20 protein-coding genes are annotated in these 24725 nt (G+C 44.1%); 7 read left to right on the top strand and 13 right to left on the bottom strand.

The features are described from left to right. Window positions 1-8: 8 nt before the first annotated feature. From D0C36_RS12020 to D0C36_RS12005, 4 genes are all read right to left on the bottom strand, one after another. A complete protein-coding gene (locus D0C36_RS12020; RefSeq protein WP_117391874.1) occupies window positions 9-2081 on the bottom strand; it encodes a prolyl oligopeptidase family serine peptidase in 2073 nt (690 codons plus the stop codon). Window positions 2082-2241: 160 nt separating this feature from the next. Beyond that, window positions 2242-3519 (bottom strand): MFS transporter, encoded by a 1278-nt coding sequence (locus D0C36_RS12015; protein WP_117391873.1) that lies wholly within the window; start codon window positions 3517-3519, stop codon window positions 2242-2244. A gap of 12 nt (window positions 3520-3531) precedes the next feature. After that, entirely contained in the window at window positions 3532-3756 is a 225-nt protein-coding gene (locus D0C36_RS12010) for a hypothetical protein (protein ID WP_117391872.1), read from the bottom strand. A gap of 10 nt (window positions 3757-3766) precedes the next feature. After that, window positions 3767-4357, bottom strand: coding sequence for a TetR/AcrR family transcriptional regulator (locus D0C36_RS12005; protein ID WP_117391871.1), 591 nt, complete (start codon window positions 4355-4357; stop codon window positions 3767-3769). A gap of 146 nt (window positions 4358-4503) precedes the next feature. On the opposite strand from D0C36_RS12005, the gene D0C36_RS12000 reads away from it, so the two are divergent. Further along, window positions 4504-5817 (top strand): polysaccharide deacetylase family protein, encoded by a 1314-nt coding sequence (locus tag D0C36_RS12000; RefSeq protein WP_158557107.1) that lies wholly within the window; start codon window positions 4504-4506, stop codon window positions 5815-5817. Between the two features lie 589 nt (window positions 5818-6406). Here D0C36_RS12000 and D0C36_RS11995 read toward each other — a convergent pair. The 7 genes from D0C36_RS11995 to D0C36_RS11970 all read right to left on the bottom strand — a co-directional run bounded on the left by D0C36_RS11995 (window position 6407) and on the right by D0C36_RS11970 (window position 15217). Further along, window positions 6407-8191: a tetratricopeptide repeat protein gene (locus D0C36_RS11995; protein ID WP_147321988.1), complete on the bottom strand. Its 1785-nt coding sequence runs from the start codon at window positions 8189-8191 to the stop codon at window positions 6407-6409. A gap of 109 nt (window positions 8192-8300) precedes the next feature. Beyond that, complete coding sequence (locus D0C36_RS11990; RefSeq protein ID WP_117391868.1) at window positions 8301-9617, bottom strand: MFS transporter; 1317 nt, start codon at window positions 9615-9617, stop codon at window positions 8301-8303. A gap of 69 nt (window positions 9618-9686) precedes the next feature. Next, window positions 9687-11072, bottom strand: coding sequence for a M20/M25/M40 family metallo-hydrolase (locus tag D0C36_RS11985; protein WP_199502011.1), 1386 nt, complete (start codon window positions 11070-11072; stop codon window positions 9687-9689). 50 nt (window positions 11073-11122) lie between these two features. Then, window positions 11123-13228, bottom strand: a complete 2106-nt coding sequence (gene recG / locus D0C36_RS11980; RefSeq protein WP_117391866.1) for an ATP-dependent DNA helicase RecG — start codon at window positions 13226-13228, stop codon at window positions 11123-11125. A gap of 10 nt (window positions 13229-13238) precedes the next feature. Beyond that, window positions 13239-13619, bottom strand: coding sequence for a RidA family protein (locus D0C36_RS11975; protein WP_117391865.1), 381 nt, complete (start codon window positions 13617-13619; stop codon window positions 13239-13241). A gap of 17 nt (window positions 13620-13636) precedes the next feature. Continuing rightward, window positions 13637-13780: a DUF6728 family protein gene (locus D0C36_RS24675; RefSeq protein WP_199502010.1), complete on the bottom strand. Its 144-nt coding sequence runs from the start codon at window positions 13778-13780 to the stop codon at window positions 13637-13639. A 72-nt stretch (window positions 13781-13852) separates the two neighbouring features. Next, complete coding sequence (locus tag D0C36_RS11970; protein WP_117392738.1) at window positions 13853-15217, bottom strand: OmpA family protein; 1365 nt, start codon at window positions 15215-15217, stop codon at window positions 13853-13855. Window positions 15218-15365: 148 nt separating this feature from the next. Between D0C36_RS11970 and D0C36_RS11965 the strand changes: the two genes are divergently transcribed. Next, on the top strand, window positions 15366-16655 hold the full coding sequence (locus D0C36_RS11965; RefSeq protein WP_117391864.1) for an aminopeptidase P family protein: 1290 nt from the start codon (window positions 15366-15368) through the stop codon (window positions 16653-16655). 39 nt (window positions 16656-16694) lie between these two features. Here the strand turns inward: D0C36_RS11965 and meaB are convergent, their stop codons facing one another. After that, window positions 16695-17618 (bottom strand): methylmalonyl Co-A mutase-associated GTPase MeaB, encoded by a 924-nt coding sequence (gene meaB, locus D0C36_RS11960; RefSeq protein ID WP_117391863.1) that lies wholly within the window; start codon window positions 17616-17618, stop codon window positions 16695-16697. Window positions 17619-17714: 96 nt separating this feature from the next. Between meaB and D0C36_RS11955 the strand changes: the two genes are divergently transcribed. Together D0C36_RS11955 and D0C36_RS11950 are read left to right on the top strand one after the other, a co-directional pair. Beyond that, a complete protein-coding gene (locus D0C36_RS11955; protein ID WP_117391862.1) occupies window positions 17715-18605 on the top strand; it encodes a glycosyltransferase family protein in 891 nt (296 codons plus the stop codon). A gap of 12 nt (window positions 18606-18617) precedes the next feature. Next, window positions 18618-19694 (top strand): glycosyltransferase family 4 protein, encoded by a 1077-nt coding sequence (locus D0C36_RS11950; RefSeq protein ID WP_117391861.1) that lies wholly within the window; start codon window positions 18618-18620, stop codon window positions 19692-19694. 43 nt (window positions 19695-19737) lie between these two features. Here the strand turns inward: D0C36_RS11950 and D0C36_RS11945 are convergent, their stop codons facing one another. Then, window positions 19738-20487 (bottom strand): glycosyltransferase, encoded by a 750-nt coding sequence (locus D0C36_RS11945; protein ID WP_117391860.1) that lies wholly within the window; start codon window positions 20485-20487, stop codon window positions 19738-19740. Between the two features lie 103 nt (window positions 20488-20590). On the opposite strand from D0C36_RS11945, the gene D0C36_RS11940 reads away from it, so the two are divergent. Genes D0C36_RS11940 through D0C36_RS11930 form a run of 3 tightly spaced genes read left to right on the top strand, consistent with a single transcriptional unit; the run spans window position 20591 to window position 24725 of the window. Further along, the gene (locus tag D0C36_RS11940; RefSeq protein ID WP_117391859.1) at window positions 20591-21682 is read left to right on the top strand and encodes a glycosyltransferase family 4 protein; all 1092 of its coding nucleotides are present in this window, start codon (window positions 20591-20593) and stop codon (window positions 21680-21682) included. Window positions 21683-21700: 18 nt separating this feature from the next. Continuing rightward, window positions 21701-22861, top strand: a complete 1161-nt coding sequence (locus D0C36_RS11935) for a glycosyltransferase (RefSeq protein WP_117391858.1) — start codon at window positions 21701-21703, stop codon at window positions 22859-22861. A gap of 37 nt (window positions 22862-22898) precedes the next feature. Next, entirely contained in the window at window positions 22899-24725 is a 1827-nt protein-coding gene (locus tag D0C36_RS11930; RefSeq protein WP_117391857.1) for an ABC transporter ATP-binding protein, read from the top strand.

Genomic DNA, 24725 nt, shown 5'->3' with positions numbered 1-24725 from the left:
TTTACGTTTTACATCCCCAATTGGTTCATCACATACTCAAACACAAACGTCCAGTTATCAATGGCTTGTTGGGTACTTTGGCCGCTACCGTGGCCGCTGTCAAAATCCATGTGCAGGATGATAGGGCTGGTTTGGCCGGGATTGTTCTGCAAGGCTGCCACGAACTTTTTGGCGTTCATTGGGTCAACACGGGTATCGTTGGCACCGGCAGTTACCAGCATTGGCGGTACGTTTACACCCGCACGGATATTCTGGTACGGCGAGTAACGCAACAACCAGCGGAACTGCTCTGCATCTTCAGATGAGCCGTACTCCGGGATCCAGTAACGCGCTATCAGGAATTTGTGGTAACGCAGCATATCCAGCAACGGTACTTCACAAACAATAGCTTTAAACAAGTCAGGACGCTGGGTTGCGGCAGCACCCATCAGCAGGCCGCCGTTGCTACCGCCAAGGGCAACTATCTTACTTTCGGTGGTGTATTTCTCTTTTATCAGCCACTCGGCACAGGCATAGAAATCGTCAAAGCTGTTTTGCTTTTTGGCAAGCATACCATCAAGGTGCCATTTCTCGCCAAACTCGTCGCCGCCACGGATGCCCGGCTGCACTACAATGCCACCTGCTTTAATGAACGGTGCATAAAAGCCATAATACCCCGGCTTAATACCCGACTGGAAACCACCGTAAGCTGTTAACAGCACCGGATTCGTGCCATCCAGTTTAATATCCTTGCGGTGCACCACAAATACCGGTACGCGGCTGCCATCTTTAGAAGTATAGAATTTTATCTCGCCGGTAATATCGCTCATATCAACCGGTAACTGGCGCTGGTAAAACAGCTTCCACTTATAATCTTTAGGTGAGCAAACGTAGGTTTTTGGCGTAGAGGTAAAGGTAACCAGCGATATGTAAAGCTTATCTTCCTCGCGGTCGTAGCTCATGCCGCCAATGCTGCCCTGCTCGGGCAGTGGAACGGGGCGCAGTTTTTTACCGCTGATGTTGTAAATGGTAAGGCTGCTCTGGATGTCTTTTTTATTCTGTACAATAATGCTGTTGTCTTTGGTGATCACTACATCTTCCATAACATCCTTGCTCTCCGGTATCAGTACTTTCCAGTTCTTGTACTCAGGGTGTAGTTTATCGGCCACCATTAAGCGGCTGTTTGGCGCATTATCATTGGTCTTGATGTACAGCTTATTACCGATAGCCTCAGGATAAGCCTGGAACTTTTTGCTGTTGTAGATCAGCTTGCCATCCTTCATGCTGCCGGTTGGGCGCATCTTCAGGCTGTTTGAGTAGAAATCGCCCTCGCCGCTGAAAGTTACATCGCTGTAGCGGTTATCGTAAATAAAGAAACTGTTTTTAGCATCGGCAGTAGTGCCTACAAATACAGCCTTCTCAATAGGCTCGCCAACTTTTATGTAATAGGTTTTTAGCGGGCGTTGCTTATCCACATCTTCTTGGCTACGCAGGGTTACATAAGCATGCTGCTGATCTTTACACCACTGGAAACCGCTGGTGCCGGTCAACGGCTCGTGGATCTGTTTGCCGGTACGGGTATCAATAAAGTAAACCGTATTTACTTCAGCGCCGCTCTTTTGCGCGCTTATGGCAGCGCGTTCACCATCGTAAGTATAAGAAATACCACTGGTAGAGATCTTGCCATCAGCATCAAGCGTAACCGGATCCCATATCAGGATCTTTTTGCCATTAATAATGGTGTAGGTTTTATATTGCTTATCGCCCTTCTTTTTCACCGTTTGGAAAACGCGCTTGCCTACGTTGTTCAGCGGGCCTTCGTAATCCATGTTGAGGTAAGCGGCAATGCCGGCTTTAAGATCAGGGTGTGTTTTTTGGGTCTTGTTCAAATATTCAACACCATAATCGTGTTGCTTTTTGGTCCACTCAATAACATCCTCATCTTTTTTGTCTTCCAACCAGCGGTAGTTATCGGTTAACTGAACACCGTGCAGGGTATCAACAACGGGTTTAGCTTTAGTTTTAGGCGGATCGAATTTTACTTGCGCATTTGCAGCCATAGCAGCAGTAGATAATAAAGTAATCAGGGTGATCTTTTTCATTGTGATGGTTAATTGAGCTAAATATAGCAAAAAGTCCCTTGCTGTTGGGCAAGGGACCTCTTGTGAATATCGAACATCGAATTTTGAATGTGGAATGATGAAGTTGGAATAGAACTTCGATGTTCAAAAATCGACATTCAGTGTTCGATATTATCAATCTTTACACCGCCTCTATCAGCGGCTCTTCGGGCATTATAGCATCTTTCTTAAGCTGTGCACGTTTCTTAGCCAGGTTGTTTACACGCCACATCAAACCGATGCTGATGATGGATATCACCACAATCACATAGCCTACTACATCGTAATGTTGTATAGGCGCGCCTTTGTGTGCCTGCACCACTATTTTACCGGCAGCTATGGCGGCAATACCACCTGCAATTTGCTGCAGCGATGAGTTGATACTCATAAAGGCTCCACGATCGGCAGCATCTGGTATGGCACTGGTTAGGGCCGATGAAGGGATCATTCGGCTCATTACGCCAATCATCATGGCTATGTTAAATACCATGATCAGCGGTAGCGGGGTTACACCCAGGTTGGTATACAGTAGGCAGGTGATCATCATCCAGATAGATGCCGCAACGAAGATCTTAAACTTGTCTATCTTATCGCTCAGTTTACCTATGAACGGCATCACCACCAGCGAGCTAATTCCTGATACCATCAGCAACATCGTTAATTGCTTGTAGTTAACGCCCAGGTTATTCACCGCGAATGTGCTCCCGAAAGGCATCATCATAAAACCACCTATTGATAGTAATGCTGTTGAGGTGAACGCAATCCTGTAATTACTGTTTGACAACGTTTTTATTAAATGCGAGAACACAGATCTGTCATGCTGTAACGCTAAGTGTGCCGTAATTGGTTTAAGGTACATGGCAATGGTAACGGCAATTAATACGCTTAAGCCTGCCACCATCCAAAACGGTGCTTCCCACTGCCAAAGGGTGGCAATGTAGATACCAATAGGTACACCCAAAACCTGACTGGCGCCAAAGCCCATCTGTATAAAACTCATTACCTGCCCGCGTTTCTGCATCGGGAAAACATCGGTGATGATAGCCATAGAGATAGAACCTATAACGCCACCAAATAAACCGGTGATGATACGCGCGGCAACCAGGGCTACGTAGCTATGCGCCATTCCGCAGAAAATGGTACCGATGATAAAGCCGCAGTAAAAGAATAACAGCAGTTTCTTACGGTCAAACTTATCGGCGAATGCAGCAGTCAACAGGCCGCTGATACCTGCGCTGATGGCATAGCCCGATACGGCGACACCAAAGGCAGATGGTTTTAATGATAGGGATTTCATCAGCATATCGCCAAGGGGCGACATCACCATAAAATCCAGTATCACCGTGAACTGGGTGATGGCCAGTATAAATATTACAAATTTTTGGTAGCCTGTTAAGGCTCCCGATTCTTCAGTTTTCATTTTTGTGTGGGGTCAAGTTAATTCACAGCACTGGTGGCCGTGGGTATTTAATAATTCAATAATCTGGCAATGGCTGAGGTGGTGCGATACTATACGCAGTACGCAATCCTCATCTTCCATATCAATACTCCAGCTTTCGATAGCATGGTTACCATCAAGCAGGGTATGAAGCAACTGCTTATCGCCATCGCAGTTGATGTTGGTTTTAAATATCAAAATGTGGTCAAAGCTTTCCATAGTTCTAATGTTATTTCTTTAGCGCCTTTACAGCAAGTTCAAAGGTTTTCCAGAGTACTTCATCTGTAAGTTTAAACGCTCGCCCGCCCATGCTTTGGCCTTCCTGGTCAAACCTGATGAGCGAGTACAGCGGGCCGTAGGCTATAGACCAGTAGGCTTCAAACGGCATTGTTTCAACCTCACCGCGGTTTATTGCGTTATGCATAAAAGTCCCCATAGCTATTTTAAAATCGGAGAGAAAAGTCTCCAGAAATTTTTCCTGATAGCTGGAGTTTCTCAGTTGCTCAAAAAAAGCGTTCATCACCGGGTTCTCTTTTACATATTGGTAGCGGTTGCGCCACTGTACACGCAGGCCATCCTCAAACCGCATATCCGGGTCAAAGTCTTTGGTCATTGCAGCACTCATTTTTTGGCCTTCGTCTACAGCTATATTGACGATCAAATCGTCTCTATCTTTGTAATAGATGTAGAGTGTGGCTACCGAAATGTTACAGGCACGCGCCAATTTATTCATGCTGAAGCCTTCCAGGCCATCTTTTACCATCAGCTCAATGGCCGTTTTTTTAACGAGTGCAACTTTATTATTATCTCTTGTACGCATAGCTTTGATACAAATATAAATGAATATTCATTTATTTATAAAATTAAATTTTTATTAAATGCTCTTAACATTGTTGTTACATCCAGAAAATGAGGCAGATGTTAGGTTGAGATGGGTATATTAGCTATAACCAATCTATCGAGACCTTGAAAAGTATTTTATTGACTACAGCTGTTTTATTAACAGCTTACGTTACGTTTGCCCAACCAGGTAAAACAGAAATTGCCCGCTGGCAGGATAATAAAACAGGGGCAATATCCATTACCTGGGATGATGGCTCCATTAATCAGTTTAAAGTGGCGTTGCCCATATTAAATAAACTGCAGTTGCCTGCTACGTTCTTTATCATTACCGGGCAGATCCCCGGCTCAAAGTATCATGGTAAATTTATTGGAAGGCCTGTGGCTGATATTATTAAAGAGACGGCTACCGTCCCTACCAATAAAGATAACCTTTTTGAACGGGCATCTGCAGCTGGATATCTTGGTTTGGTAGGCCCGCTGGATTATCATTATAAAGCAGGCTCATTAGTTGATGCCGGTAAAACCGATGAGGCCATAAAAGTAATAGATGAGTTATATACTAAGGTGCGTAATAACCAGTTTAAGCCCGGTGTACAACATAACGACGAATACAAGGATGCCCACGGCACTACCTGGGATGATATAAAACGATATGCTGCGCAAGGCCACGAGTTTGCCAGTCACATGATCACCCACCCGCGTTTGGCTGTTTTAGATGAGCCCAACATGCTTTACGAGATGGAAAAAAGCCGGGAAGAGATAAAGGAACATCTTGGTGAGCGATACACCTTCTCTGGCGAGGGGCCATTTGGGACGGAGAACGAACGGGTAATGAACTATGCTTACAAAGTTTACCCTGCGCTGCGCAACCGCATGCCAGAGCCTTGGTTAAAAGAGATAAGCCGTAGTGATAAAGAAAACCCCGGCAACAGTGGTAAAGAATATGTACAGTTACAGCGTGGCGCAACCACAAAAACACCTATGCCTATGATGAAGGCTTGGGTTGATACAACGATGAACAGGAAAGATACCTGGCTGGTGTTAACTATTCACGGTGTTGACGGCATTGGCTGGGAGGCGCTATCGCACCAAACACTTCAAGAGTACTTCAACTATATTAAAACCCGGAAAAATAAGTTATGGGTAGCCACTTTTGGTGATGTTGCTAAATACATGCGCGAGCGCCAGGCAGCCGCCGTGAAGGGAATAAACACCACGCGGGGAATACAGGTTACGTTAACACACTCGCTTGATAAAAGCCTTTATGAATACCCGCTTACACTTAAAACCTATGTGCCGGCAATATGGGCCAGGGTTAGGGTTAAGCAGGGCACCAAAACTATAATCAATATAAACACCCATAAAGACGCCATTGGAACCTATGTAACGTATAGGGCGCAACCCAATGGTGCGCCCGTAATACTTAATAGGTTATAAGCGGTTAGTAGAAATATGTTGATATACGATGTTGGGGATGTAACACCGATTACACTATCGGGCATAAGCCCGATAGGTAACGATGTACACAGTGATTCAGAAAATCCCCCTTCTAAATCGTATTAATCAGTGTTTTTTTTTTATCGGCAGTTTCCCATACGCTGCCATATACGTATGAACTTTTATGGCAGGTGTTACATTCGTAACGTTTTAGGGGTAACCAAAAAAGGAAAGTTTTTACCAATGCCTGTCGCCTTACTCGGCTGGTTAAGCGCCCTCGCCCACAGTGCGGGCATTTTTTAGTTTGTCTTGTTTGCATTGTAGGGGTTTGTAAACGTCAACAATTTTAGTTTAATCAATAGTTTTAATGTTGCAGCAACAGATCCATCTGTATTGATACAGCTATTAGGGTAAGGGTATCAGATAAAGACCTACCTCGTTTAATTATTACATTAAGCAGGTAAATCCTTAATTAAATTGGATCGGCTGGTTGCGTTTGTCAAATATCAGCTTAAAAATCTCTTTTAAATCATTTTAAGGGGTGGACAAAATCGCGACAAATGCGGTATTTAATTCCAATTAGTTGTAATTACAGCATATTTACCACGGTTTCTACCTCTTCATTGTCATCTATATTCATTTTCTTGCGCAGGCGTTGCTTAGCTTTCTTTACACCGTCAACAGTAATCCCCAGCATGCCGGCCATTTCTTTATTGTTAAGTTTTAACTTAATTAATGCTAAAAGTCTAACATCAGTATCTGATAAACCTTCGTACTTATGCCTCAAGTTATGAAAGAAATTGCGATGAACTTTTGTAAATAATTTTTTAAAATCTTCCCAGCTTTCATCCGTCATAATATGGGCCTGCATCAGTTTCTCCAGATTGGCAGCAAACTCACGGTCGTTAACGGTTATTTGTAAACGTTCAAGTTCGCGCTTAAAGCCTTCTATCATTTCGTTTTTTTGCCTTAGGTTTTCGGTATACCCGCTTAAGGCAGCTTCAGCATTCTTTCTTTCCTGCTCAAGCCTCAATAATTCTGACGCCAGGAGCGCCCTGTCTTTTTTTGCTTTAAGGCGTTGCCTGTTAAACACTAAAATGCCTATAACAATAAGCAGTAGCAACACTACTATAATTGTATTTTGCTTGTAGGCAGCAACGTTGGCGCTCTTCTTTAAATTATTGAAATCCTCGCGGCTTTTTTGTTTTAACCATTGCAGTCGTATGCGTTCTATGGCAGCAATATTGTCGCGCTTGGCAAGGCTATCCATTAGCTGTTCAGAGATAAGGCGGTAATGTTCTGCCTGTGCCGGTTGTTTTAACTTGCTTTTTACCTGTGCCAGCAAATCATAATATTTTATTCGCTCGTTTAATACGTTCTCTGATGTTACCGATAGTACCTTGTCAACGGTGTCTAATTGTGCGGCGGCAAGTGTTGCATTGTTAAATTTAAGGCTGATACGTACTATACGCAACATCGCGATAGCTGAATTTACATCCTGGCCATATTTTAATGATTGACTGTAATCTTCGCGAATAAGCGGCAAGGCTTCATTATATTTCTCTTGTAGTAGATAAACGGAGCCTATGTTGCCTTTTGCAAGTGCTACCCAAACGGTATCGTGTATTTGCACCGCAAGTTTTAAAGCACTGTTAAAGTAATTTAATGCGGGCGGATAGTTACCGCTGTTACGGTAGGTTAAGCCAATGGTGTTAATGATGTTTACCCGTGTGCGTGAAGGTTCGGGCTGGTATACCAGTGCGTTTTTTAGGTTTTCACGCGCATCGTCATAATCGCCTAAGGCATAATAAAAATTGGCAGTTTCAGAAAACAGGTTACCCATGCCCGGCACACTTTTAAAGCCAACCTCTTTAAGGTTCTTTTCTGATAAGAGATAATACCGGCAGGCATCGATATTTTTTTTGTAGAGGAAAAAGTAATTGGCCAGCCTGTGCTGGTATATACCGGTTTCCATCTGCCTCTTTTCATTTTCAGCAAATTCTACTGCTTGTTTATAATACCGGGTGCTTAAATTATTGTATCCGCGGTTAACAGAGTAATAATCGGCACGTATATCAAATACCGCGCATTGTAGTGGAATATCATCAAGTGCAACAGCTACCTTATGCAGATCGTCAATAGTGCGCATAGCGTCGGCCTCTGTCATTTTGCGGCATGGCCTTGAAAGCGTGCGGGCTATATCAACTCTCCTGTCAGCAGCAGAATCTTTTAAGCTGTTAAAAACGCCCGGGCGATAAACAGGAATTTCAACTACCTTTTTGGCAGTACACAGTGTCGGGATGCAAAGCATTATCCATAGCAGGATACCACTAAACAAACTGACCTTTAAGATGTGCAATCTCTTTGCGGCCACGGAGTTTAAACAGGTTAAGTAAGCAGGGGGATTTGCTTGCTAAGTTAGTAAACCTGCAGGCAATAAAAAAACGGTTATTTTAGCTAATATAAAGGCCTTTTTTACCCTGTTAATCAACTACTTTATCGGCCTCTGGTGCATGTATCTCCGTTAACGATAACGGAATGAGTTTTTTGGTTTTTAAGAAGGTTATTGTAACGATAAGGAGTGTCATGCTGCCACCAAAAATTACGGCTGGTATGGTGCCCATAAGCTTCGCCGCCATGCCCGATTCAAAGTCGCCTATTTCATTTGATGAGCCAATGAACATCGAGTTTACCGCCGATACACGCCCGCGCATGTGGTCTGGAGTAAGCAATTGCATTAGTGTGCCGCGTATGATAACGCTTACACTATCAAACGCTCCCTGCATAAACAAAAATACCAGCGACAGGTAGAACACGCGCGAAAGCCCGAAACAGATGATGGATAAACCAAAACCTGCAACTGCTATTAACAGGTTGCGCCAAGGGCGGTTCATGGGCGAGAAGCGCACCATTGTGATCATGGTAAGTGCGGCACCCAGTGAGGTGGCCATACGCATAATACCCAAGCCTTCGGGGCCAACTTTTAATATATCTAAAGCAAATACAGGTAACAATGCTACCACGCCGCCAAAAAATACCGAAAACAGATCGAGGCTCATGGCATAGAACATTATCTTGTTGGTAAACACAAAATCGAGGCCCTCTTTAAGACTTTTCCAGATGTTCTCTTTTGGAACAAACACAGGTGGGAATTTGCGTAGCCTGTAAACCAGTACCAGGGCTACCAGCATAAACGCCAGTATCACTATAAAGGTTGCTGTCATCCCGCTTAAACCGGGGATAAGGTGCCCGGCAAAGCCATAAATGGCACCACCGGTTAAGGGGCCTAAGATGGATGCCACCTGCCAGCTTGAGCTGCTCCAGGTGCTGCCGTTGGGGTATAATTCTTTGGGGATGCTATGCGCATAAATTACAAAAGTTGCCGGGCCATAGAAAGCGCGGGCAAGGCCGTTACAAAATATCATAGCGTATAATACAGGTAGTATCCACGTATGGTGTATGTATGGCCGCAAGTCATCAAGTGTTACAGTGAACATAGCCAGTGCAGCCACGAAAACCCCTGCAAATATGATGAGAAGCATTTTGCGTTTTTCGTACTTATCGGCAATATAACCACCATACAGCGCAATACCTACCGCCGGGATAGCCTCGGCCAAACCGATGAAAGCTATGGCTATTTTACTATGCGTTAGCTGATATATGTAGAAACCCAACACCGTTGTTTGCATTTGATAAGCAAACGTGAAAAAGAAACGCATCCCGATGTACGAACGGAAATCTTTGTATCGTAATGCGGCAAATGAATCTGGTTTTTGGGGGGCGGGTTCGTCTGTTGGCACGGCAGTGTGATTAATGGCCGCAAGTTACAACAGCAAACTTGCGGCTCAAAGCTTTTAAATGTAAAAGTTTTACAGGTTTAAGCCATGCTGGTCAATCAAGTATACCATTGTGGCTATTGCTGCAGCACCTAAATGTAGTTCGCGTTTGTTTACGTTCTCAAACACATCATTTGCAGTGTGGTGTATATCGAAATAACGCTGTGAATCTGGTCTGAAACCTATGAGTTTTATAGAAGGGATGGTTTCTTTAAGCGGTTCAATATCTGTACCGCTGCCACCTGCAACTAAGCGGTCGGCCTCGTACGGCTCAAGCAGGCCTTTAAACTTAGCATTGATCTGTTTCAGGAGAGCCGGAGATGCATCCTCAAAACTAAAGCCGCGCGGGGTAAAGCCACCCTCGTCGGTCTCGATAGCTGCAATATGTTCTTCTTTATCTGCGGCGGCTTGCTCAGCATATTTTAAACCACCTTTATGGCCGTTTTCTTCGTTCATGAAAAATACCGCGCGAATAGAGTTTTTGGGCTTATAACCGGTAGCCTTTAAAATGCGCAAAACCTCTACAGATTGTACTACACCGGTACCATCGTCATGTGCGCCCTCGGCCAGGTCCCATGAATCCAGATGGCCACCAACCGTGATGAACTTGTTAGGGTTTTCGCTGCCTTTTATCTCGCCGATAACGTTGTATGACTTTACATCGGGCAGGGTTTGGCAATTTTGTTTAAAGTAGAATTTTATAAGCGGCAGTTTACGCAATCTCAGCATATTGCTCAGCTTGTTTGCTGCGAGGGTTGATATGGCTGCTGCAGGTATCTTCTTTACACCGTCAACATAAACTGTACCGCCGGTATGCGGATAATCATCTAAAGCCGGTGTTATCGAACGCACGATGGCACCCACCGCACCATATTTAGCTGCTGCGGATGGCCCCGCAAAACGCTGGATACCCGCTGCACCGTAACCGGAGCCGGTTTCGATAAACCGCTGATCAAACGCGCCGTTAAAGAAAACTATTTTGCCTTTTATTATACTTTCGCCAAGCGTTTCCAGTTCTTTTAAACTTTTTACCTCAACGATGTTGGCTGTAATACCATTGGCAGGGGTAGCTATTGATGAGCCTAAAGCGGCAATTGGTACTGATATCTTTTTGCTGCCATCAATAATATAAGCCTGTTCTTTTGCGCCGCGTACCCAATGCGGTACCATTACTTCCTGCAGGTAAACTTTATCAAAGCCGTAGCTGTCCATCAGTTTTTTGCTCCATGTAACGGCTTTTTCGGCGCCCGGCGAGCCGCTCAATCGCTGACCGATCTTTTTACACAGGTACCGCAGGTTTTCATAGGCCTGGCCGTTAACTAAAGCTTCGTCATAAAACTTGCGGATGATAACAGAATCTTGCGCCTGCGAAGCGGTAGCAGAAAGGAATAATGCAGCTAATAGTAAATATCTTTTCATGATAAGATGCGTTTAGGCAAATGTAATATTTGCCTGCGCAAAAGCCAACCTCAGGAGATCTTATCCCAGGTTAAGCCATCATTTTTTTGCTGAAAAGCACGATTGAGGATCTGGTTTTCAGGAGCAGCCAGCTGAGGGTCTTTTTCAAAGATCTCTATCACTACGTTGCGGGCTTGTTGCAGTACTTCCTGGTCGGTGGTAAGGTCGGCAACTTTAAGGTCGAGTACGCCGCTTTGCTGGGTGCCGGCAATATCGCCGGGGCCGCGTAGCTGCATATCGGTTTCGGCAATTTCAAAACCATTGTTGGTTCGCACCATAGTATTTAGGCGTATACGGCCATCATTGCTCAGCTTTTCTTTACTCATCAAAATACAGTATGATTGCTCGGCGCCACGGCCAACACGGCCTCGTAACTGATGCAATTGCGAAAGGCCAAACCGCTCGGCATTTTCAATGATCATTACCGACGCATTGGGTACGTTAACCCCAACTTCTATCACGGTAGTGGCTACCATTATCTGTGTTTGGCCTTTTACAAAGCGTTGCATCTCGGCTTCTTTGTCAGCAGCTTTTAGTTTGCCATGTACTACGCTGATGTGGTATCCAGGCAACGGAAACTCGCGTAACATGATCTCGATACCGTCCTGCAGATTTTTAAGATCAAGCTTTTCGCTTTCCTGTATTAGCGGGTACACTACATAGATCTGCCTGCCTTTGGCAATCTCTTCGCGCATAAAACCAAACATGCGTAAACGCTGTGCTTCGTAATAGTGGTGCGTTTTGATGGGTTTGCGGTTGGCCGGCAACTCGTCAATAACTGATATATCCAGGTCGCCATACATAGTCATGGCCAGGGTGCGTGGAATAGGGGTAGCAGTCATCACCAGCATGTGTGGCGGTACGGCAGCTTTTTTCCAGAGCTTTGCACGCTGCTCAACGCCAAAACGGTGTTGCTCGTCTATCACAACCAGGCCAAGGTTTTTGTATTGTACCTTATCTTCAATAAGCGCATGGGTACCAACCAGTATATGTAACCTTCCATCCTCTAAACGCTCATGAATACCCTTGCGCAACTTCTGCGGGACCGAGCCGGTAAGCAATGCAATATCAATAAAACCTTCGCCTACCAGACTTTTAATGGTTTCGTAATGTTGGGTGGCCAAAATCTCGGTAGGTGCCATTATACAGGCCTGGAAACCATTATCAAGGGCCAATAGCATGCACATTAGCGCTACCACTGTTTTGCCGCTGCCCACATCGCCCTGCAGCAAGCGGTTCATTTGTACACCGCGCTGGGTATCTAACCTTATCTCTTTTAAAACCCGTTTTTGCGCATTGGTTAGCGGGAAGGGAAGTTTGTGATGGAAAAATTCGTTAAAGTAATCGCCTACCTTATCAAATATATTCCCTTTGAATTTTTGGGTATGCAGTAACTTGTTTTTAAGCAGTTTGAGTTGCAGAAAAAACAGTTCTTCAAACTTAAGGCGGTATTGTGCTTCTTTTAGCTGGGTGGCATCTGCAGGGAAATGGATGCCGCGATATGCTTCGGCACGGCCCATTAGTTTAAAACGGTTAATGATGTATACAGGCAGGTTTTCTTCAATGTGTCGGCCGTTTTGTTCTAACAGTATGGTAACCAGCTTTTGAATGCCTTTGCTATCTAAGCTAAACTGTTTTAACTTTTCGGTAGAGTTGTAGGCAGGCTGCAGGGTAAGGTTGCCTTTTTGCTGCGCTCCGGGAACATACAATTCCAGCTCGGGGTGCGGCATCTGGGTTTTGCCGTTAAAGAAACCGGGCTTGCCAAACAGTACATACACCTTGCCGGGCACTACCATTTTCTCTACCCATTTTATACCCTGGAACCAGGCCAGTTCAATAACGCCGGTATCGTCTTTGGCTTGTACAATAAGGCGCTTGGTGTGTTTCTCGCCCATTATCTCTTTTGAGATAACACGGGCCAACACCTGCACATAAGGCATATCCGGTTGGATGTCCTTTACCTTATAAAATCGCGTACGGTCAATATACTTGTAAGGGATGAGCCTTAACAGATCCTCAAAAACGTAGATCTGCAGCTCTTTCTTCAGCACCTCGGCACGTGAGAGGCCTACACCTTTTAAATACTCAATGGGTGTTTGGAGATGCTGATTGTTCAAGGCTAAATACTCAGTCCTTTAATGCAATAACAGATATTTCAACATTAACGCCTTTAGGCAGGGCAGATACCTGTACGGTTTCGCGTGCCGGGAAATCAGCAGTAAAATATGAACCATAAACTTCGTTAACCTGTGCAAAGGTTTGCATATCGGTTAAAAAGATGGTTGATTTGATGATCTTATCAAAACCAACACCGGCCTCGGTTAAAATGGCTTTAAGATTTTCCATTACCATTTTAGCTTCGTCGGTAATGCCGGTGGTTACAATTTCGCCGGTAGCAGGGTTTGCCGGGATCTGGCCCGAGATAAACAATAAGCCGTTTGCGGCAACAGCCTGGCTGTACGGGCCTATTGGTGCCGGGGCTTTATCGGTGTTGATAATAGTTTTCATGATGATGCGTAAGTGTTTTATTTAGAAAAGAAAAACCATTGTACAAGCTTGTATACAATGCCGGCTAAAAACATGATAATAGCAATAGCATTTATAGTATGCATCACTTTAAGGTTAAAGCTGGTTGGCCTGTTTGGGTCTTTTTTCCTGAAAAAGTACATATCACAAAGTTAATAAAAAAAGGAAGCCCCCCGAGTTATTCGGGGGGCTTCTTAATAATATTTAATTAGATATTATCTTACTTGGAAAGCAACACGACGGTTAGCGATACGACCTTCTTCAGTTGAGTTATCAGCAATTGGTTTAGTTTCACCAAAAGCTTTAACTTTTAATTTTGAAGCAGATACACCAGAGTTAACTAAGTAAGTTTTTACAGAGTTAGCACGGTCACGTGATAAAGTCATGTTGTGAGCAGCAGTACCTTCAGATGAAGCGAAACCTTGTACTTCAACAGTTTTACCTGATGAACGTAGGTCAGCTGAAGTAGCATCTAAAGCTGGGTAAGAAGAAGTTCTTAATACTGAGCTATCAAACTCGAACTGGATGTTAGAGTAAGCTACACCTGCAGCAGTTGAATCTGCTTTAGGGAACACGATAACACAACCAGAACCGTCAACAACGCTACCAGCAGGAGTGTTAGGGCATTTGTCAAATTGATCAGATACACCGTCACCGTCAGAATCTTTTTTAAGATCGTTAACTGCGTTTTCTACGTTAGTTACACGGCCTTTAAGAGCTTCAACTTCTTGACGAAGAGCAGCATCGTAAAGTTCATCGTACATCATAGCAACTGGGTTAACCCACTCTAAGCTTGGTTTTGAGCTTGAGCCCAGAGTGAACTCTAAACCACCGTAACCATAAGAGTAGTGGTCTTTTCTGTTTTGGCCAGTAGTACGACCATCAAAGTTACCACCATCAATAAAGTTTTGAGTGTAACCGAAGTTTAATGCAACTGCTTCGCTTAAGCGGAATTTAACACCAGCACCAACCGGGATAACGTATTCTTTAACCCATTTGTTAGTAGCAGCGTTACCAGCAGCACCGTTTTTGTAGTCAAAAGCAGTACCGTTAGCAGTAGTACCAGTTGGGTTGTACATAGCTAAACCAGCACCAGCGTTGATGAAGAAGTTAACAGAGTTTTTACGACGAATGAAGTCGATAGTTGCAACGTTAACAACACCACTTAAAGTAGCTTGGTAAAAACGGGTTGAGTAAGAAGCTTGGTCAACAGTGTTGTCACCAGAAACTTTACCACCGCGTACGTCTAATTGTAAACCAAAGTTGTGGCCCAATTGATCGCGAACAGAGATACCGTAACCTAACTCGATTTTGTTGTTTTGGTAATCGTTACGGCTACCACCGGTTGCAAGGTTTGCAGAAGTTGCACCTGCGTTGATACCGATGCTCCAGGTTCTGTACTGACCTCTACCGCCAAATACTTTAGCGTTAGTAGTTGTAGCTGACATTGTAGTGTCTGCCATAGTTGTAGTAGTAGTTGTAGTGGTAGCGGTTGAATCCGTTTGCGCACTAACTACACCAGCAACCAGCATAGACGCAAATGATAACGCTACTGATTTTCGTAATGTAGAATAATTCATAGTTTTAAGATTAAACGATTTAATTGTGATTTTTTTCAAAATTAGTAATTATGTTTGAAACAAATACCAAATCCTGTTCCAAAATTCACAATATCTATTACAAACTTCAGAATAGTTTGTTTTTTGGAAAATCAATATTTTTTAGGTTATGAAATATATTCCTGTTGACGAACAGTTATTTACAATTAATAGAAAAAATTTCGTTTCGCGATTAAAATCCAATTCTATAGCCATCTTTCACTCCAATGATGAATATCCGAGAAATGGTGATCAAACTTTTATTTTTAAGCAAAATCCTGATTTTTTTTATCTCTCAGGTATAGATCAGGAACAAAGTGTACTGGTTTTATATCCCGATTGTCCTAATCCACTATACAGAGAAGTACTATTTTTAAGACAAACCAATGAACACATTGCTGTATGGGAAGGTCACAAGTACACTAAAGACGAAGCACGCAAAGCATCGGGTATACAGCAGATATTTTGGCTGCATGAGTATGAAAGTATTTTACATACTATTATTAACTATGCTGATAATATTTATATAAATACTAACGAGAATGACAGGTATGCCCATACCGTTCCGTACCGTGACCTGCGTATGCTTAAAGATCTTAAAGAGCGGTACCCATTGCACAACTACGAGCGCTCGGCACCCATCCTGCGCGACTTGCGCGTGGTGAAGTCTGATATTGAAATTGCCCTGACCCAAAAAGCCTGCGATATTACCCGCGATGCTTTTATAAGGACATTGAAATTTGTGAAACCCGGCGTTACCGAATACGAAATAGAAGCCGAGATAACCCACGAGTTTTTAAGGCAGCGCGCTACCGGGCACGCTTACAGCCCTATCATCGCATCGGGTAAAAATGCTATCGTATTACATTATATAGATAACAACCAGGTTTGTAATGATGGTGATGTGATCCTTTTTGATTGGGCTGCCGAGTATGCTAATTACAATGCCGACATGAGCCGCTCTATCCCGGTTAGTGGCCGCTTTACCAAACGCCAGCGCGATGTTTATGATGCAGTGTTGCGCGTTTTCCGTGCGGCATCAAAAATGATTGTTGCAGGTACTGTTTGGAACGAGTACCACACCGAAGTAGGTAAAATAATGGAAAGCGAGCTGATAGGCCTTGGTTTACTTAAAAAGCACGAGGTTGAAAAGCAAGACCCTAAAATGCCTTTATATAAAAAGTATTTTATGCACGGTACCTCGCACCACCTGGGTTTAGATGTACATGATTACGCCAGCCGCTACAAAGATTTTGAAGTAGGCAATATCCTTACCTGCGAGCCGGGTATCTACATCCCCGAAGAAGGTTTGGGTATCCGTTTGGAGAATGATATCCTGATCACCAAAGATGGTAACCGCGACCTGATGGCGCATATCCCTATCGAGGCTGCGGAGATCGAGGAGTTAATGAACTCTTAGTAGAGAATCAAGAGTCAAGACACAAGAATCAAGACAGAACTAATCTTGATTCCTGATTCTTATCTCTTGACTCTTCGATGAGGCTTCAGCCGCGAAGCGATACATATTAAACCCACCCTTACTTAAAGCTTGGGCAATTTGCTGCCTGAGCTTTTTTTTATCGACGCCTTGCATGCGGCGTTGCTGTATAATATGATACACCTTTTCGGCAAGCAGCAATTCTTTGCGGGTATTGGGTTGCAGCGGGGCGGAGAGCATAAGGTTTACCACAGCATCTATTCCCTCATTTTTTGAGGCCACGGTTTTTAGTACGGGGATATCGCGGCCGTTATCATGGTGTAATATCTTTTTCAGGTTATTGATAAACAGGTCGGCACCATCACGGTCGGCTTTGTTAATGATAAAAGCATCGGCAATTTCCATCAGGCCCGATTTGATGTTCTGTATTTCGTCGCCTGCCTCGGGTACAAGGGTAACAAAAGTTTGGTCGGCCAGGCCGGCAATCTCCACTTCAGATTGGCCTACACCGACGGTTTCTACAATAATATGGTCAAAACCGGCGGCTTTTAAAACCTCGGTCATTTCAATGGTTTTGGCAGACAGGCCACCTAATGAGCCGCGCGTAGCCAGAGAGCGGATAAACACATCGGGATGGTTAAAGTGCGTAGCCATACGTATCCTGTCGCCCAGTAATGAGCCAAAGTTGAAAGGCGATGTAGGGTCAATAGCCAGTATCGCCACCTTTTTGCCTTTAGCCAATAACCCGCTGATGATGGCATTTACCAGTGTGCTTTTACCCGCACCCGGCGGGCCGGTGATGCCGGTGATAGGTGTGTTTGAAAAGGGAAGACTTTTAAGTAATTCATCATACCCTTTTAAATTATTCTCAACCATGGTAAGCGCGCGCGCCACCTGCCGAAAGCCCGATGCCAGGTTGATATCTATATTTAAAGGTGTTGACATTATGAGATGGCAAAAGTAGTGAAATTGGCGTAATACAAATGCAGCCCTTGTGCCTGCCGCCTAAGCTTAGCAAAAAGGTTATATCTTTGGCCTCTGATGAAAGTGGCAGGTTTTACATTTATCCGCAATGCTGTAAAGAACGACTATCCCGTGGTAGAAGCTATAACCTCTATCCTGCCTATATGCGATGAGTTTGTGGTTGCCCTGGGTAACAGCGATGATGAAACCGAGCAACTCATCTTAGGCATCAATTCACCAAAGATTAAGATCATCAGAACCGTTTGGGACGAGAGCTTGCGCGAGGGTGGCAGCGTGTTTGCACAGGAAACGGATAAAGCTTTTGATGCTATATCGCCTGATGCTGATTGGGCTTTTTACATACAAGGTGATGAGTGTGTGCATGAGAAATATCTTCCCACTATTAAAAAGGAGATGGAAGATAACCTTAACGATAGCAAAGTTGAGGGTTTGCTTTTTAAGTATCTGCACTTTTATGGTTCGTATGATTACTACGGTCACTCGCGCCGTTGGTATCGCCGCGAGATAAGGATCATCAGAAATAATAAGGGTATCCGATCATACCGCGATGCGCAAGGTTTTAGATGGGCTGATAACCGCAAGCTCAACGTAAAGCTGATTGATGCTTATATTTATCACTATGGCTGGGTTAAGCCACCTTCCGGCCTGGCCAACAAGCTGCGCAATTTCAATCATTTTTATCATGATGATACCTGGATGGAGCAGAACCTGCCCGAAACTTTTAAGTTTGATTACAGCCACAAAAATCCCGATAGGTTAGTGCACTTTACCGATAGCCATCCCGCTGTAATGCAGAAACGCGTAGCCGCCACCAACTGGAGTTTGGATCTGGACCTGAACGAGCTGGGTAAACAAATGACCTTTCGCCGCAAGGCGCTGCAAAAAATAGAAGACCTTACCGGCTGGCGTGTGAGCGAGTACCGCAACTATAAAATTGTAAAAAAGTAAATCGGCCCAGGCATGGCAGAGAAGAAAATACTGGTCACCTTTGATTCTATGAAGTATCCCAATTCGGGTTATTTCTACTTTGGCAAAGGCCTTGGCGAGGCGCTGATAGCAGAGAACAAAAGTCGTTTTAAGCTGAGCTTTTATATGTTCGCCAAAACCATTTATTTTTTTGGGAACAAGGTGCCGGTGATATTCAGGAAGCTATCGCATAAATTTTTCTTCCCGTATAGTAATAAGTTTGATCTTGTTCATCTTACCGACCAAACCTGCCGCCTGCGCCCATGGCAGGTGAACGCCAAACGGGTAATGACGGTGCACGATATCAATAATATCCACCTCGCTTTTAAATCAGATCGGAACAAACGCAAACGCGTTAACCGTTTAAAGAAATACATTGGCTATTGCGATAAAATAGTGGCCATCTCCCAATTTGTGGCCGATGATATCCTGAAGTTTGTGCCTGATTGTAAGGATAAACTAACCGTTATCCATAACGGGGCAGATAGGTTGGTGGTTAAAGAAAACCATACGCCTGCTTATCAACCAAAAAAGCCATTCATTTTTACTATTGGTTTGCTATCGCCCCAAAAAGGTTTTCATTATTTGCCGGCCCTGTTAAAAGGCAACGATTACGAACTAATAATTGCCGGCCCCGAAACCTCACATAAAGAAGTGATATTAGCCGAAGCTGCCAAACATAACTGCCTAAACAGGGTAACCATTACCGGTACTGTAAGCGACGATGATAAAGCCTGGTATTTTGCCAATTGTGCAGCCTTTGCTTTCCCTTCAATAGCCGAAGGTTTTGGACTGCCTATCATAGAGGCTATGCATTTCGGTAAGCCGGTGTTCCTGTCAAAGTTTACCTCATTGCCCGAGATAGGCGGAGACATAGCCTATTACTTTGACAACTTTAAGGCAGAGCACATGAATGAGGTGTTCAACCAAGGCATGGCGGATTACGAACAAAATAGCCGTGCCCAGGCCATCATAAGCCACGCTGCCAAATTCTCGTGGAAAGCCGCTGCGGATAAATATTTGAAGCTGTACGGGGAGTTGTTGGTGACAACACAAACAACGGCGCGGTAGGCCAGATAAAACGACTTGAGACTCAGAACTCCGGACTTAAGACTTACGCCTTAGCTCTTCTCCTGTTATTTTTAAATCTCCAGAACAAGAACCTGCACCATATTTTAAAGCCGAAATGCTTTAATACCATGGCCGATTGTACATCTTCAAAAGGCTGGTCAACGTAGCCTTGCGAAATACCGGTGTGGTTAAAGTTGGCAATGATATAGTCTTTAAAAATAAACTTCAGGTCTTTATCGCTTGCGCAGTTAATATTAAGCACATGGTCTGCACGAACCACAAATTTGGTATCGTAACGGTATTTATCAAACACAATTTTAGGATAAATAACCGCCTGGTGGTAGATGCCGTATTTGGCTATCTGGTATGGCGTAACCAGGCCCGAGAACTTTTTGCCCTTGCAAAGCACGCTACCGTAATAAATGGCATTCGGGTCCTGCAGTTCAAAAGCCATGGTAGAGAACTCATCAAAAAGCTCATCATCGGCACCAATAAAATATACCCATTGGCCGGTAACGTGGTCAAGCGCGGTGTTCATGGCATCATAAATACCTTTGTCTTTTTCGCTTTTCCAGAAACCTAATTTATCGGCATTGTTCTGTAGTAGTTCAACAGTACCGTCAGTGCTGCCGCCATCTTTTACAACAATTTCAATGTTGGGGTAACGTTGCCTGTAAATACTATCCAGGCAGTTTTGCAGGTATTTAACAGCGTTGTAGGTAACTATAATAACCGATAGTTTTGGGTATTGCTGGCCGGCATTGCCGGTAGTTGGCGTTTGGGTAACTGACATGCTTTAAATTAAAGTCTGTACGATAATGTATCTTTGAACCATCGGTTTGCGTTATAAACGCACCAATAATTTGCAAAAGTACTACAATAAGCACGTTTAATTAATGCTAAAAATACAATTTGATCACCAAGCCTTTTCCATGCAGCGTTACGGCGGTATCTCCAGGTACTTTGCCAACATACAAAAGCACCTGGACAACGATGGCGATTTTGAGTATGACAGGGGATTGCTTTTCACCAACAACCATTATTTAAAAGATGAAAAGCTGCCCGTGCCCGAGTGGCTTTGGCGTGCATTAGTGAAAGACCGCAAAGTGTTTAAGTACAACCGCAGCTACTCAAAATACTGCATCAAGAACCACAGGTACGATCTTTTTCATCCAACGTATTACAACCCGTATTTTTTGCGCTTTCTGAAAAAGCCCTTTGTGCTTACCGTGCACGATTTTATCCATGAGCTTTTTCCCGAATACTTTTTAGCCAGCGATCATACCGTTCACCACAAAGCACAACTGATCAACAAAGCCGACCATATCATTGCCATATCGCAATCAACACTAAATGATCTGCAAACTATTTATAATGTGCCGGATGATAAAGTAACCCTGGTTTACCACGGTTTTGAGCCTACAGTTGTTGCCGATGATGTGGCCCGCTCAGCCAAGCCCGACTATATATTATATGTAGGCGACCGTGCCGGTTATAAGAACTTTTTTAAATGGCTTGCCGCCGTTGCGCCTTTGCTGGTAAAGTATCAGCTTAAGGCTATCTGCGCGGGCGGTGGCGTATTTACTCCTACCGAGCAGGAGTTTATTCAAAGGCTTAACATCGGTAATTTGATATCACAAACCACGGCTACAGAACAGCAATTGGCTAATTTATATGCAGGGGCATTGTTCTTTGCTTATCCGTCGCTGTATGAGGGCTTTGGTTTCCCGGTGCTGGAAGCATTTGCCAATAATTGCCCCGTGGTACTAAGCAATACCAGCTGCTTTAAAGAAGTGGGCGGCGATGCTGCGGCATATTTTGACCCGTCTTCAATTGAGTCGATGCAGGGGGTAATGGAGCAGATGATCAGCAATAGCGCGGCGTTATCAGCAAATGCAGAGCTGGGCAAAGCGCAGTTAGCCAAATTTACGATAGAAAAATGTATGCAACAAACTGCAGATGTTTACAGGAAGGTAATTAATAAGTAGCTTAGCCTGCCGGCGAATATGAAGAAGATCCTCTATTTTTTTCCTGATGATATTACCCGCCCCGATGCAGGTAATAAAACGCGGGCTATAAACCTGCTGCATTATTTTAAGGAAAGGGGTTTTAAGGTTGATTTTGTAAGCCTTGTACAAAACAACGGCGAACCGGAACGCTACGTTCAACTACAAAAGGACAGGCTTTTTAAAAACTTTCACCTGTTAGAGCGTAAACCGAAAGGTAAAGGCAGCCTCTTCTATTTTTTGCAATACAAACTTTGGGACTTGTTCTACTACTGGTTCACCTATCCTTCAAGATCAAAAATTCCAACCTATCTAACGCTGAAGCTAAAGATGGGATTCAGCGAGTTATTAAAGGCTGATAAGTATGATCATGTCATCATCAGCTATGCCCACAGCGCCGACCTGATAAGTGACAAGGCGTTGCTGAAGAACGCCCATACTATATTAGATACACACGACTTTTTAACCGCACAGTTTAAAGATAAGCCGGGCTTTCAACTTGGCATTACCTTTCAGGATGAGATAAACCGACTGGATAAGTTTGATGAAGTTTGGGCCATCTCGCCGGAGGAGCAATACATTTTTGCCCAGTTTAGCAAGGCCGATGTTAAATTGGTGCCCATGATGCTGGATGGCCCCGCAACATCAGGCGCAGCAAAAAAATATGACCTGGTATATGTAGGGAATGATAACGTACACAATGTAAGTTCCGTTAAATGGTTCTTCGATAAAGTATACCCGCAGTTGCCTGCTGATGTAAATATCTGCATGGCCGGTAAGGTCGTCAACTACGTTCCTGATCTGCAAAATGTGACCAAAATAGCCTTTGCACAAGACCTGGGCGAGTTGTACAACGCTTCAAAAATTGCGCTTTGCCCTATGCTGCAAGGCACCGGTATAAAAGTAAAAGTAGTTGAGGCATTGGCACATGCACTACCGGTAGTTTGTACCACCCGCGGGGTTGATGGACTGCCAAAACACCATAACGGTTGCCTGGTAAGTGATGATGCTGATAAATTTGCTGCCAATATTACATCACTTTTAACTAATGGAACGTTGTATGCTGAACAAAGCCGGTTAGCCGAAGCTACCTTTAAACATACGTTTGATAAAAAGGTAGTGTTCAAATTATTGGATGAGGCATTTGGTTTGGCTCAATAGGCATTAATTGCCGTAATTTGCAATTTAATTTTTTTGAATGAAGACATATTTCAGGTTGTTATCTTTTGCAAAACCCATAGAGAAGTTTGCAATACCGTACATTGTAACAACCATTCTTTCTATTTTATTCAGCACGCTTAACCTTGCCCTGCTTGCGCCTTTGCTTACCACCCTGTTTGCCGAGCATAGCAGTGTACACCAGCCGCTGGGGCCAAAGCCGCCAGTATTTGAGGTGATGGCTACGTTTAAATATTACGTTACTTACGCTATTGATACCTACGGCTCATGGGTAGCACTTAAGTTTGTTTGTGCCACCATTGTAGTTTCGGCATTGCTGGGTAACTTGTTTCGATACCTGTCGCAGCGCGTTATGGAGAACCTGCGTGTGCATACCCTGCTTAACCTGCGCCGCAGCGTGTTTGATAATGTGATGGACCTTCACCTCGGCTTTTTCAGTAACGAGCGTAAGGGCGACATCATTTCTAAAATAGCATCAGATGTGCAGGTAGTGCAGTACTCGGTTACCGGTACCTTGCAGGTGATCTTTAAAGAACCCTTAACGCTGATCACCTTTTTGGTGATGCTGTTCCTTATCTCGCCAAGCTTAACATTGTACTCTTTCCTGGTGATACCGGTTTCGGCATTTGTGATATCAAAAATTGTAAAGCGTTTAAAATCGCAGGCAATTGCATCGCAAAAAACTTACGGCAACATGATCAGCTATTTAGATGAGGCTTTATCCGGTATCAAGATCGTGAAAGCATTTAACGCCAATGGTTTTATTAAGGGCCGTTTTGACCGCGAGAACCGTGAATACTCGCGCATAACCAAATCAATGGCACGCAGGCAGCAACTGGCCTCGCCTGTGTCGGAGTTTTTTGGGGTGACCATGGTGGCAGGTATTGCATTGTATGGTGGGCACCTGGTGCTGAACAAAACCTCGCCGCTTTCGCCGCCGGAGTTTGTTACGTTCATCGTGTTTTTTTCGCAGGTAATGCGCCCGGCAAAAGCTATCTCAGATTCGTTCAGTAACATCCACTCGGGTATTGCCGCCGGAGAGCGTGTTTTAACTTTGATAGATGAAAGACCGGCTGTTAATGATGCACCAAACGCTATTGACCTGCAAGGCTTTCAAGATGCTATCAAATTTGAAAACGTGAGTTTTGCTTACCAGGATAAAGTGGTACTAACCGATATCAATCTCACTATCCCTAAAGGGAAAACAGTGGCATTGGTTGGCCCTTCTGGTGGGGGGAAATCAACCATGATGGATCTTATTCCACGTTTTATGGACCCTAAAGCCGGTAAGATTACGGTAGATGGACAAGATATTAAAGGCGTAACGGCCACATCGCTGCGCAGCCTGATGGGTATTGTGAACCAGGAGTCGATATTGTTTAACGATAGCATTTTTAACAACATCGCCTTTGGCAAAACCGGTGTAACACAAGAAGAGGTTGAGGCAGCGGCCCGTATAGCTAATGCTCATAATTTTATAGGCGAAACAGAAGATGGTTATAATACCAACGTAGGCGACAGGGGCACCAAACTATCGGGCGGCCAGCGTCAGCGTATTTGTATTGCCCGTGCAGTACTCAATAATCCGCCAATAATGCTGCTGGACGAAGCAACATCGGCCCTGGATACCGAATCAGAAAAACTGGTGCAGGATGCATTGAATAACCTGATGAAGAACCGTACATCACTGGTTATTGCACACCGTTTAAGTACCATCCAAAACGCAGATATTATTGCCGTATTAGAGGCAGGTAAAGTTGTAGAGCAAGGCAGCCACCTTGAGCTGATGGCCAACAACGGGCTTTACCGTAAATTAATTGACATGCAAACCTTTAACGAAGGCTAA

It is taken from the genome of Mucilaginibacter conchicola (assembly GCF_003432115.1).
Lineage (GTDB): Bacteria > Bacteroidota > Bacteroidia > Sphingobacteriales > Sphingobacteriaceae > Mucilaginibacter > Mucilaginibacter conchicola.
This window is presented reverse-complemented; position numbering and strand designations above follow the sequence as displayed.

Coding starts and splice junctions, on each gene's coding strand:
- D0C36_RS11955 (WP_117391862.1), top strand. CDS start 17,715: ATGAAAGTGGCAGGTTTTACATTTATCCGCAATGCTGTAAAGAACGAC.
- meaB (WP_117391863.1), bottom strand. CDS start 17,618: ATGTCAACACCTTTAAATATAGATATCAACCTGGCATCGGGCTTTCGG.
- D0C36_RS11950 (WP_117391861.1), top strand. CDS start 18,618: ATGGCAGAGAAGAAAATACTGGTCACCTTTGATTCTATGAAGTATCCC.
- D0C36_RS12015 (WP_117391873.1), bottom strand. CDS start 3,519: ATGAAAACTGAAGAATCGGGAGCCTTAACAGGCTACCAAAAATTTGTA.
- D0C36_RS11940 (WP_117391859.1), top strand. CDS start 20,591: ATGCTAAAAATACAATTTGATCACCAAGCCTTTTCCATGCAGCGTTAC.
- D0C36_RS11970 (WP_117392738.1), bottom strand. CDS start 15,217: ATGAATTATTCTACATTACGAAAATCAGTAGCGTTATCATTTGCGTCT.
- D0C36_RS12020 (WP_117391874.1), bottom strand. CDS start 2,081: ATGAAAAAGATCACCCTGATTACTTTATTATCTACTGCTGCTATGGCT.
- D0C36_RS12005 (WP_117391871.1), bottom strand. CDS start 4,357: ATGCGTACAAGAGATAATAATAAAGTTGCACTCGTTAAAAAAACGGCC.
- D0C36_RS11975 (WP_117391865.1), bottom strand. CDS start 13,619: ATGAAAACTATTATCAACACCGATAAAGCCCCGGCACCAATAGGCCCG.
- D0C36_RS11985 (WP_199502011.1), bottom strand. CDS start 11,072: ATGAAAAGATATTTACTATTAGCTGCATTATTCCTTTCTGCTACCGCT.
- D0C36_RS12010 (WP_117391872.1), bottom strand. CDS start 3,756: ATGGAAAGCTTTGACCACATTTTGATATTTAAAACCAACATCAACTGC.
- D0C36_RS24675 (WP_199502010.1), bottom strand. CDS start 13,780: ATGTACTTTTTCAGGAAAAAAGACCCAAACAGGCCAACCAGCTTTAAC.
- D0C36_RS11930 (WP_117391857.1), top strand. CDS start 22,899: ATGAAGACATATTTCAGGTTGTTATCTTTTGCAAAACCCATAGAGAAG.
- D0C36_RS11935 (WP_117391858.1), top strand. CDS start 21,701: ATGAAGAAGATCCTCTATTTTTTTCCTGATGATATTACCCGCCCCGAT.
- D0C36_RS11965 (WP_117391864.1), top strand. CDS start 15,366: ATGAAATATATTCCTGTTGACGAACAGTTATTTACAATTAATAGAAAA.
- D0C36_RS11945 (WP_117391860.1), bottom strand. CDS start 20,487: ATGTCAGTTACCCAAACGCCAACTACCGGCAATGCCGGCCAGCAATAC.